We start from the raw sequence: 10914 nt of genomic DNA, 5'->3' as shown, positions 1-10914 counted from the left end.
AACTTCGTTGTTGTGAAGCGTTGTCCGTGTCAGCGAGGGCGTATATTAAGGATCTACAGATTTTGTGCAACCCTTTTTTTGAGATTAATTTAAATTAATCTCAAAAAAATATAAAAGGGATTAAACTTCAATGATTCGAAGCTCTTTAGGCATAGAGAAAGAAACATTTTCCTCTCTACCTTTCAACTCTTCAGGAACACTTCCACCTTCTTCTATTAAGCGGGATATCACTTCATTAACCAATACCTCAGGTGCAGACGCGCCTGCCGTAACACCAACACTAGAAACGCCCTGAAACCAAGCAGTATCAATTTCATTTGCATTATCGATCAAGAAAGCCTTAGCCCCCATTCGCTCCGCCAACTCTTTCAATCTATTTGAATTAGAGCTATTAACCGAGCCGACAACCAAAACCAACTGAGATTCTTCTGCTAATGTTTTTACTGCATCTTGTCGATTTTGCGTGGCGTAACAAATATCGTCTTTTTTAGGCCCACGAATTGCAGGAAAATGCTCACGCAAAGAATCAATCACAACCGATGTATCATCCATCGATAAGGTCGTTTGAGTTACAAACGCTAAGTGCTCTGGATCTTTTACCAACAACCCAGCAACATCTTCTGGCGTTTCCACCAGATAAATAGCACCACCTTGACGATCGTCATACTGCCCCATGGTCCCCTCTACTTCAGGGTGACCATCATGACCGATCAAAATACACTCCATTCCGTCTCGGGAATAACGCAAGACCTCCAAATGCACTTTCGTTACAAGCGGACAAGTTGCATCAAAAACTTTCAACCCTCGATTTGTTGCCTCATCGCGAACCGCTTTTGACACACCATGAGCACTAAAGATAACAATATGGTCATCAGGAACCTGATCAAGCTCATCAACAAATACAGCCCCACGCGCTTTCAATGACTCCACAACAAATTTGTTGTGGACCACTTCGTGACGGACATAAATCGGAGCTTCAAATAAATCTAAACAACGATTTACTATTTCGATAGCACGATCAACACCAGCACAAAAGCCACGAGGGTTAGCAAGCTGGATAGCAAAACTCATTCGGCAGCCTCTACAGAAATAATGCTAACTTTAAAAGTTAAAGATCGACCTGAAAGCGGATGATTAAAATCAACAACAACCTCTTTCTCACCAATTTCAGAAATAACACCTGGCAATTCGTTCTTACTCATATCTGCAAAAGATACAACCATACCCTCTTCTAGATCCATATCGAATTGAGAACGAGGAATACGCTGAACATTGCTTTCATTATAAGCACCAAAGGCATTCTCAGGAGACATAACAAAGGTGTCTTTTTGTCCTGCTGACATACCTAAAAGTGCAGTTTCAAAATCAGGCAATAGACTACCATCACCAAATGTAAAACTTGCAGGCGGTTTTTCAAAATTAGAATCTACTATCTGCCCATCTTCAAGTGACAATTCAAAATGCAACGTGACTCGGCTAGACGCTGTAATCAAACTCATTTTTTAATACCTTCTTCTTTCTTCGTCACAACACTTTCAAGTAACATCAAAACGACACCAATGGTAATCGCGCTATCTGCAACATTAAACGCAGGAAAGTACCATGACTGCTGCCAATGCAATTGAATAAAATCTACAACATGACCATAAACTAATCTGTCATATAGGTTACCTAACGCCCCACCCAACACAAAGGCCAACGCTATAGACTCTAAACGATTGGAATTTGCAATTTTAACAAGGCGCCAGCTAATACCAACAACGACAGCCAGCGCAATTAAAGAGAAGAACCATCGTTGCCAACCACCAGCTTGAGCAAGAAAACTAAATGCCGCCCCAGTGTTGTACCTTAAAGTAATATCAAAGAATGGAAGAACAGGAATTTCCTGTCCATAAGACAAAGTAGACTCGATTGCCTGTTTTGTTATCCAATCTAAAACAAAAAGAACAAAAGCCAGCGCCCACCAGCGCTGAACTCTTTTAAAAAAAACAGAAATCGTCATTAAGCGTAAAGGCGCTGTTCACCTTCCCCATCTGGTAAATTGGAAATACAACGATCACACAATTCAGGGTGCGCTTCACGCTGACCAACCTCTTTCCTATGGTGCCAACAACGAACACACTTAGTATTCTTACTCAGCTCAACATGGACTTTAAGTCCAGCTAAGTCCGTTTCAACTGCATCAGTAGGCGCATCAGACAAAGGCAACACATTTACTTCAGAAGCAATCAAAACGAAACGCAATTCATCCCCAAGACGGCTCAATGCCTCCTGCAATGCATCATCACAATAAAGTGTAATCTCTGCGCTTAAGCTAGCTTTCATTTTCCCTTCACTTCTAGCCGCTTCAATCACCTTATTTGTCGCCACTTTTGCCTCTAGCACATGCTTCCAGAACTCTCGGCCAAGCACCTCACTACTAGACAATTCCTCTAGACCTTCATACCAAGTTTCCAAGAACACAGACTGACTACGCTCGCCTGGAAGTGCTTGCCAAATTTCATCAGCGGTGAAACTTAAAATAGGTGCAATCCAACGAGAAAAAGCTTCCATCACATGATACAAGGCAGTTTGCGCAGAACGACGAGCTAAGCTGTCTGCTTGAGTTGTATATTGACGGTCTTTAACAACATCAAGATAGAAGCCACCCAAATCCACAGAACAAAAATTCTGAATTTTTTGATTCACTGTATGAAATTGGTATTCGTTATAAGCAGCGTCCAATTCTTTTTGCAACAACGCTGCACGGTCGACAATCCACTTATCTAATGCAATCATATCGCTTGATGGCACTAGATCTTTTAATGGATCAAACCCGTTCAAATTCGCCATCATAAATCGAGCCGTATTACGGATACGACGATAAGAATCTGCAACACGCTTTAGAATTTCATCAGACACTGTCATTTCCGTGGTGTAATCCGTAGCAGCTACCCACAAACGGATAATATCAGCACCTAGTGTGTCCATAACTTTTTGAGGAGATAAAACATTCCCCAAAGACTTAGACATTTTACGACCATCACCATCAACAGTAAAACCGTGAGTAAGTACTTGCTTATAAGGAGGCACGCCACGGATAGCAATCGATGTCTTAAGCGAAGACTGGAACCAACCACGATGCTGATCCGATCCCTCTAGATACAAATCTGCAGGAAAACTCAACTCATCACGCTGATCTATAACAGAATAATGCGTAACACCAGAGTCAAACCAAACGTCCAAAGTATCCGTTACTTTACTGTATTTCTCAGCCTCAGCACCCAACAAAGTCTCTGCGTCTAAGTCAAACCAAGCGTCAATACCTTCTTCTTCAATTCGCTCCGCCACCTCTTCAATAAGACGAGGCGTTTCTGGATGAAGCTCTTGGGTTTCTTTATTGATAAACAAAGCAATTGGAACCCCCCAAGTACGTTGACGAGAGACACACCAGTCAGGACTGTTATTCAACATCCCTTCCATTCGATTTTGTCCCCAGCTAGGCACCCACTTAACACCTTCAACAGCATTTTTAGCTGCATCCAACAAACCTTCTTTCGTCATGCTAATAAACCATTGAGGCGTAGCTCGAAAGATAAGTGGCGTTTTTGTACGCCAACAATGTGGATAGCTATGGAAGATTTTTGATTCAAAAACCAAGGCATCATTACGATTGAGAGCTTCTAATACGGCACCATCAACTTTATAAACATGAAGCCCTGCGAATTCGCCAGCAGCCTCTGTATAAACGCCATTATCCTGTACTAAGTTGATAGTACCTATGCCGTTTTCACGACCAACATTAAAATCGTCTACGCCATGATCTGGGGCTGTATGTACGCAACCAGTACCAGCCTCAGTTGTAACATGCCCACCTAATATAATAGGAATATCACGAATCAAGAATGGGTGATTTAACACAGTACCTTGAAGATCAGCACCTACTGCACGACCAACAACACGAAAATCAGACACACCGTAGCGAGCCATCAAGCCTTCAACCATATCTTCAGCGACGATCAGACGCTCTTTACCCAAGCCCATATCAACTTCAACTAAGGCGTAGTTGAATTCGGGGTGAACGGAAACAGCCTGACTAGCAGGAAGCGTCCAAGGTGTAGTCGTCCAAATAACAACAGATACTTTACCTTCACCCTCTACATCAGAAAACTTAGCTAACAAAGCCGCTTCGTCTTTTGGCGCATAACGCACATCTAAAGATAAAGATGTTTTGTCTTGATATTCCACTTCCGCTTCAGCTAAAGCAGAACCACCAACCACACTCCAGTAAACTGGCTTAAAGCCTTTTACTAAATGGCCGTTTTCAGCAATTTTGCCCAATGCACGAACAATGTTTGCTTCAGTTTTGAAGTTCATTGTTAGATAAGGATTTTCCCAATCCCCCATCACACCAAGACGGATAAAGTCTTTTTTCTGGTGTTCAATTTGCGTGTAAGCGTATTCGCGACATTTAGCACGAAACTCTTTATAAGAAACCTTAGTACCCGCCTTACCAATCAACTGCTCAACCTTATGTTCGATTGGCAAACCATGACAATCCCAACCAGGAATATAAGGCGCATCAAAACCACTTACGGCTTTAGATTTAACAATAATATCTTTGAGGATTTTGTTAACCGCGTGACCAATATGAATACTGCCATTAGCGTATGGAGGACCATCGTGAAGAATGAACGTCTTACGACCTTTACTCACTTCTCGCACTTTATTGTATAGATCCATATCCTGCCAATGTTTTAACATTACAGGCTCACGTTTTGCCAAATCGCCACGCATTGGGAAATCAGTATTTGGCAAATTCAGTGTCGGTTTATAATCACTCATGGTTTATCGATTTATCCTCAAAGATCATCTGTTCACTGATTATTGAAGAAGCAAATAGCTTCTTCTTTATCACATTGAATTTGTTTTTCCAGCGCATCTAAGCTGGCCATTTTTCGCTCTGCCCTAATAAAATGACAGAAAGTCACTTGCGCGTACTTATCGTACAAGTCACCATTAAAATCAAACACATGTACTTCTAGTATTGGGGTTTTGCCTTGAACCGTTGGTCTGACACCAATATTCGCAACACCATTACGAGAAATACCATCCACATTTAATGTCACAGCATAAACACCAGACAACGCAGATTTAACACCTTTCAAATGTATATTCGCAGTAGGGAACCCGAGAGTTCTACCAAGCTGCTGCCCATAAATAACACGGCCACTGAGCGTTACAGGGTGTCCCATATTTTCTTGGGCAGACAAGATATCGCCTCGCTCTAACGCTTTTCTTACTAGGGTACTACTTACTCGCTCGCCTAATAGGTTTAAAACAGATGGCGTATTTTCAACATCAAAACCATTTAACTCGCCGAATGCTTGCAAATAATCAAAATCACCCTGCCTATCGCAGCCAAAACGAAAATCATCACCTACAACTAAATGCCTAACAGTTAATCCATCCAGTAGGACTTGCTGACAAAAAGCCCGAGCATCTAACTGCTGTAATTTTGGATTAAATGGCATACAGAGCACATAATCGATGCCTTGACCTTCTAGCAAGTGAATCTTATCTCGCAGCCGACCAATACGGCCAGGTGACGTTTCAGGTGCAAAAAACTCTCTTGGCTGAGGTTCAAAAATCATGATACCTGCAGGGGAATCATACTGTTCAGCCAACGACCTAACTCGAGCTAAAATAGCACCATGCCCCAAATGAACACCGTCAAAATTACCAATCGTCAGCACGCATTCTTTATGCTTTGAACGGATATTATGAATACCGCGAATTAACTCCATAGAACCCCGTACAAAACAATTAAACACAGCATCGAAAAAATTACTCAGATTATATAGCAGTTAACACTATGAAGGTAGGCCAGACCCTACTGAAGGTATGCAAAAACAACTTCACTATTAAAACAACCTAAAAACCTCTTAATGTTTCAAAATAGAAGGCCGTAACCCTGCAATAATAGCGGTAAGAACATAGACAAACACACCTGAGAAAACAATCAACAACATATAACCCACTCGGTACAAATCACTCATCTGGGTCCATTGCCAACCTTGCTGAAGAAAGAAATACAAACACAACCCCAAAACCACGGTTGCACTCATTAATATTCGTAATAGATGCTTCCATTGAGAAGAGAATACATGATGACCTTTTTTACACAGCCCACGCCAAAGCAGAAACGCATTTAATCCAGCAGACAAACTGGTTGCCAATGCCAAACCGACATGCCCCAATGGCCAGACCAAAATTAAATTCAGCACCATATTAGACACCATAGCAATAATACCAATACGCACAGGTGTTTTTGTATCCTGCCTTGCATAATAACCTGGCGCCAACACTTTAATAAGCATCATAAAAACCAAACCAAGCGAGTAGGCTTGCAAACTCTGCGCAGCCATCGACACATCATTTACAGTCAATTCGCCACGATAAAAAATCGTCGCTATCAAAGGTTCAGCTAACATAAACAAAGCGAGCGATGAAGGGATCGCAATCAACAATAAAATCCGCAACGCCCAATCCAGCGTATCAGAAAATCCCGAAGACTCTCCACCAGCAAAGCTGCGTGATAAAGAAGGCAATATCACCGTACTAATTGCAATTGCAAAAATACCTAATGGCAATTCATACAAACGATCCGACAAATATAACCAAGTTATGCTACCTGTTTGTAAAAAAGACGCCAAGACAGTATCTAACAACAAATTAATTTGACCAACAGACACCCCAAACAAAGCAGGCCCCATTAAAAAGAGAATACGCCTCACTCCTGGATGCCGAAAACCCAGCGTCGGCATAGGCAATAACTTCAACCTTGCCAAAAAAGGCACCTGAAAAACCAGTTGAATTATACCAGCAAAAAACACACCCCAAGCAATAGCCGTTTCAGCCTGTACAGCAGAACGAGCAAAATAGACTGTCGCGACAATTAAGGAAACATTCAAAAAAATAGGTGTAATAGCAGGAACTGCATACTCGCCATGAGCATTTAGAATTCCACCGGCCAACGCCGTTAAAGAAATAAACAACAAATAAGGGAAGGTAATAACTAACAGTTCAGAAGCCAATGCAGACTGTTCAGCATTCCCAGTAAAGCCTGGCGCGAACACATATACAACCCAAGGAGCACAAACCATAAAAATAATAGTTATGAATAGCAACACCAGAGCAAGAGAACCCGACACAGCAGAAACAAGGGCACGAACCTCTTCCCTCCCTTCGTTAACTCGATAATCACTTAATACCGGCACAAATGCCTGAGCAAAAGCGCCTTCAGCAAATAAACGTCTAAAAAAATTAGGAATTTTAAATGCGACGTAAAAAGCATCCGCACTTCCGCTAGCACCTAATACATACGCCAATGAAGCATCTCTCACCAACCCAAGGATGCGAGAAAGGAAGGTACAAAGAGAAACCAAGACACCAGAACGTAATAAAGACAAAGACTTACGTGGTTTAGCCACAGAAGATTTTTTTTCAGACATACTAATTTATGGCACACAGAGAAGAAGATATCACCAAGAATAACACCAGCCGATACCAGAGCGCAGCCAAATATATAAACTCATTTAACTAATTTTCACATAATAGGGTTGTGACAACGAAAAAAACTGGTAAAATTCGCCGCGACATTTCAAAGTTAAAACTTGACATTAATTTCACGACGCAGCAAAGTGCTGAGTCGTTTTATATACAAACTTAGAGGAGCCAGACCGTGGCAAATTCAGCAGGTTCAAAAAAACGTGCGCGTCAGGCAATCAAAAGCCGCGCTCATAATGGTAGCATCCGTTCTATGGTTCGCACATACTTGAAAAAAGTAGATGCAGCTATCGAAGCAGGCAATCAAACTGAAGCTCAAGCAGCTTACGTTCTAGCGACTTCAAAACTAGACAAAGCCGCTGACAAAGGCCTATATCATAAAAACAAAGCATCTCGTCATAAGAGTCGCTTGAGTGCTAAAATCAAAGCACTGGCCTAATATATCCATAAAAAAACCGGCTTAAGCCGGTTTTTTTATGCCTCAAAAAGGCTCATCACGCTTTTTTTTAGAAATCTCGCGTTACACTCTAACCCAGCAGAACAACTAACCAAACAACAGCCGCCAACACCAAAGCCAACGTAACCGCCGCCGAACCCAAATCTTTCGCTCGACCAGAAAGCTCATGATGCTCATGACTAATTCTATCAACTACCGCTTCCACACTCGAATTTAACGTCTCAACGATCAACACCATGCCCACTGAAAAAATCAAAACAGCGCGCTCAAGACCACTATCACCTAGAAAAATAGCAAAAGGCAAAGATAATAAAAACAAACACACTTCCTGACGAAAAGCCGCCTCATGCCTCCATTGAGCACGCAACCCTTGGGAAGAATACTTTAAAGCACCAAAAATCCGATCAAATCCCGCCTTTCCCGGCTTTGCCACAGCAACACCTCTTCAAATAATAACCAAATCATCACGATGAATTAAATCAGGCTCACCTTTATAACCTAAGATTTCTCCAATCTTAGAAGATGGCTGCCCTAGCAACTTCAATGTCTCAGCCACACTGTAGTTAATCAAGCCGCGAGCAACAAGACCACCCTGCTCATCGACACAAATAACCATATCACCACGAGAGAAAGAACCTTCGGCATCTTTAACACCTACAGCCAACAAACTAGTTCCTTCTTTGCGAAGCGCTTTCACGGCACCAGCATCAAGCACTAAGGAACCACGACTCTTAAGATGTCCAGCAAGCCACAATTTACGCGCAGCCTGGCGACAATGATCCGGCTCTAACCAAGTACCAATAAGCTGACCTGCCACGACTTTAAGCAAAACATCTTCTTCACGTCCCGACGCAATCAAGGTATCAGCACCAGAGCGAGCGGCCAAACGAGCCGCTCGCACTTTAGTTAACATGCCACCGCTACCCAAGACACCAGCTCCACCACTCGCCATAGACTCTAAACGGTCATCAGATGCAGAAACATGAGCCATCAGTACAGCATCTTTGTGATCGCGCGGATTCTTATCAAACAATCCTTGCTGATCAGTCAATATAATTAACAAATCCGCCTCAACCAAGTTAGCCACTAAAGCACCAAGCGTATCATTGTCACCAAAACGAATTTCATCGGTTACAACAGTGTCATTTTCATTGATTATAGGTACAACACCGAAACCCAGCAGAGTCCGCAACGAGGATCGCGCATTTAAATACCGACGGCGATTAGATAAATCATCGTGGGTAAGCAAAATTTGCGCAGTACACAAATCGTGCTTCTCAAAATAAGACTCATAAACACCAACCAACTCCATTTGACCTACAGCGGCCGCAGCCTGAAGTTCATTAACCTGTGTGGGGCGAGAAGAAAAACCAAGACGCTTCATGCCGGCCGCAATAGAACCAGAGGAAACTAAAACAACCTCTTTTCCTTGAGATCGCAACTGAGCAATTTGAGCAACCCAAAGACCAATCCGAGCAACATCCAAGCCCTGACCATCATTTGTTAGCAACGCACTGCCTATTTTAACAACAATTCGCTGCGCCTTCGTTATCTTTTCTCGCATTTCCATGATACCACTTCTACTCACCAGAACTTTTTTGCCCACCAGAACAGCCGGCTCAAACTAGCCAACGTATTCCACTTCAACATCATAATCATCTTCATCAAAATCGTCATCATCAAGCAACAACCCTGCTTTACGACGTTTTTCACGTAATGACATAATACGATTTCGGCCCTCTTCATCAATCAAGGCTCGCACTGCTTTTTCTGCTTCTCGAGCTTCTTCACTATCTGCAAGCAAGGCTTTTTGCTCATCAAGCGCAGTCATCAAGTCTAAACAAAGAACTTCTGTCCCTTCACCAGATATTGCTGAGATACGGTAAGCTTTACCCTCCCAACCAAGCGCATCAATAACACTCTGACAACGCTCTTCTAACTCACCTTCAGGAACCATGTCTGTTTTATTAAGAACCAACCAACGATCTCGTTCCGCCAAAGCAGGACTAAATTGATGCAATTCATTTACAGCAATAACCGCGGCTTCAGCTGGGGTAATTTCATCCCAGGGCGCCAAATCGACAATATGCAGCAAGATACGGTTACGCACCAAATGCTTCAAAAAGCGAATACCAAGACCTGCACCTTCAGATGCACCCTCAATAATCCCGGGAATATCTGCAATAACAAAACTCTGATGTTTTTTAACTTTAACCACACCAAGGTTTGGCACAAGTGTTGTAAAAGGATAATCAGCCACTTTAGGCTTAGCAGACGACACAGCACGAATGAAGGTTGATTTACCTGCATTTGGAAGACCAAGTAAACCGACATCAGCCAATACTTTCATCTCAAGCTTAAGCGAACGCTCTTCACCCACAGTACCTTTTGTCGTTTGACGTGGCGCACGGTTGGTACTTGATTTGAATCGAGTATTACCCAAACCATGATGACCACCCTGCACTACTTTTAATTTTTGGCCGTCACGAACAAGATCACCCAGTGTCTCACCAGTATCCTCGTCAATAACTGTCGTACCAACAGGCACTTTAATCTCAAGATCTGGACCTTTTGAGCCAGTCATGTCCCGCCCTTGACCAGTCTCACCACTTTCGGCAATGTATTTCTTCGTAAAACGAAAATCAATCAGGGTATTTAAGGCATCATCAGCGACTAGCACTACACTACCGCCATTACCGCCATCACCACCATCAGGACCGCCTTTAGCGACAAATTTCTCACGCCAAAAACTCAAGCAACCATTACCGCCTTTACCCGCTCTTACATAGATACTGGCTTCATCAACAAATTTCACAGATACACCTCTTCGGTGGATTATCAGAATCAACAGATTCTAATTATAGAATTCTTCCAAAAAAAAAGCCCCGCGTCGCGGAGCTCTTTTTAAG

At 42.6% G+C, this 10914-nt stretch carries 10 protein-coding genes; 1 reads left to right on the top strand and 9 read right to left on the bottom strand.

Features of this window, described 5'->3' with window-relative positions; genetic code table 11:
- Positions 1–120 precede the first annotated feature (120 nt).
- The 6 genes from ispH to murJ form a co-directional block, all read right to left on the bottom strand.
- Positions 121–1071, bottom strand: coding sequence for a 4-hydroxy-3-methylbut-2-enyl diphosphate reductase (gene ispH, locus IF202_RS16780; protein WP_191596069.1), 951 nt, complete (start codon positions 1069–1071; stop codon positions 121–123).
- Positions 1068–1499: an FKBP-type peptidyl-prolyl cis-trans isomerase gene (locus tag IF202_RS16775; RefSeq protein ID WP_191596068.1), complete on the bottom strand. Its 432-nt coding sequence runs from the start codon at positions 1497–1499 to the stop codon at positions 1068–1070. Before IF202_RS16775 ends, ispH begins: the two co-directional genes overlap by 4 nt.
- Positions 1496–2002 (bottom strand): signal peptidase II, encoded by a 507-nt coding sequence (gene lspA / locus IF202_RS16770; RefSeq protein WP_191596067.1) that lies wholly within the window; start codon positions 2000–2002, stop codon positions 1496–1498. Before lspA ends, IF202_RS16775 begins: the two co-directional genes overlap by 4 nt.
- The gene (gene ileS, locus IF202_RS16765; RefSeq protein ID WP_191596066.1) at positions 2002–4824 is read right to left on the bottom strand and encodes an isoleucine--tRNA ligase; all 2823 of its coding nucleotides are present in this window, start codon (positions 4822–4824) and stop codon (positions 2002–2004) included. Before ileS ends, lspA begins: the two co-directional genes overlap by 1 nt.
- 32 nt (positions 4825–4856) lie before the next feature.
- A complete protein-coding gene (ribF, locus tag IF202_RS16760; protein WP_191596065.1) occupies positions 4857–5786 on the bottom strand; it encodes a bifunctional riboflavin kinase/FAD synthetase in 930 nt (309 codons plus the stop codon).
- Between the two features lie 138 nt (positions 5787–5924).
- Positions 5925–7493, bottom strand: a complete 1569-nt coding sequence (gene murJ, locus IF202_RS16755; RefSeq protein WP_191596064.1) for a murein biosynthesis integral membrane protein MurJ — start codon at positions 7491–7493, stop codon at positions 5925–5927.
- Between the two features lie 230 nt (positions 7494–7723).
- Between murJ and rpsT the strand changes: the two genes are divergently transcribed.
- Positions 7724–7987: a 30S ribosomal protein S20 gene (gene rpsT, locus IF202_RS16750; RefSeq protein ID WP_191596063.1), complete on the top strand. Its 264-nt coding sequence runs from the start codon at positions 7724–7726 to the stop codon at positions 7985–7987.
- Positions 7988–8075: 88 nt separating this feature from the next.
- On the opposite strand, the gene IF202_RS16745 is transcribed toward rpsT, so the two are convergent.
- From IF202_RS16745 to cgtA, 3 genes are read right to left on the bottom strand one after another with little or no spacing between them, the layout of a single operon-like run.
- Entirely contained in the window at positions 8076–8438 is a 363-nt protein-coding gene (locus tag IF202_RS16745) for a diacylglycerol kinase (RefSeq protein ID WP_191596062.1), read from the bottom strand.
- A 12-nt stretch (positions 8439–8450) separates the two neighbouring features.
- Positions 8451–9575, bottom strand: coding sequence for a glutamate 5-kinase (proB, locus tag IF202_RS16740; RefSeq protein ID WP_191596061.1), 1125 nt, complete (start codon positions 9573–9575; stop codon positions 8451–8453).
- A gap of 54 nt (positions 9576–9629) precedes the next feature.
- Positions 9630–10820: an Obg family GTPase CgtA gene (cgtA, locus tag IF202_RS16735; RefSeq protein WP_191596060.1), complete on the bottom strand. Its 1191-nt coding sequence runs from the start codon at positions 10818–10820 to the stop codon at positions 9630–9632.
- Positions 10821–10914 lie beyond the last annotated feature (94 nt).

Origin of the sequence: Marinomonas colpomeniae (genome assembly GCF_014803385.1) — a bacterium.
In the GTDB taxonomy this organism is placed as follows: Bacteria; Pseudomonadota; Gammaproteobacteria; order Pseudomonadales; family Marinomonadaceae; genus Marinomonas; species Marinomonas colpomeniae.
The sequence above is the reverse complement of the archived record's forward strand: the minus strand, read 5'-3'. Positions and strand labels throughout refer to the sequence as shown.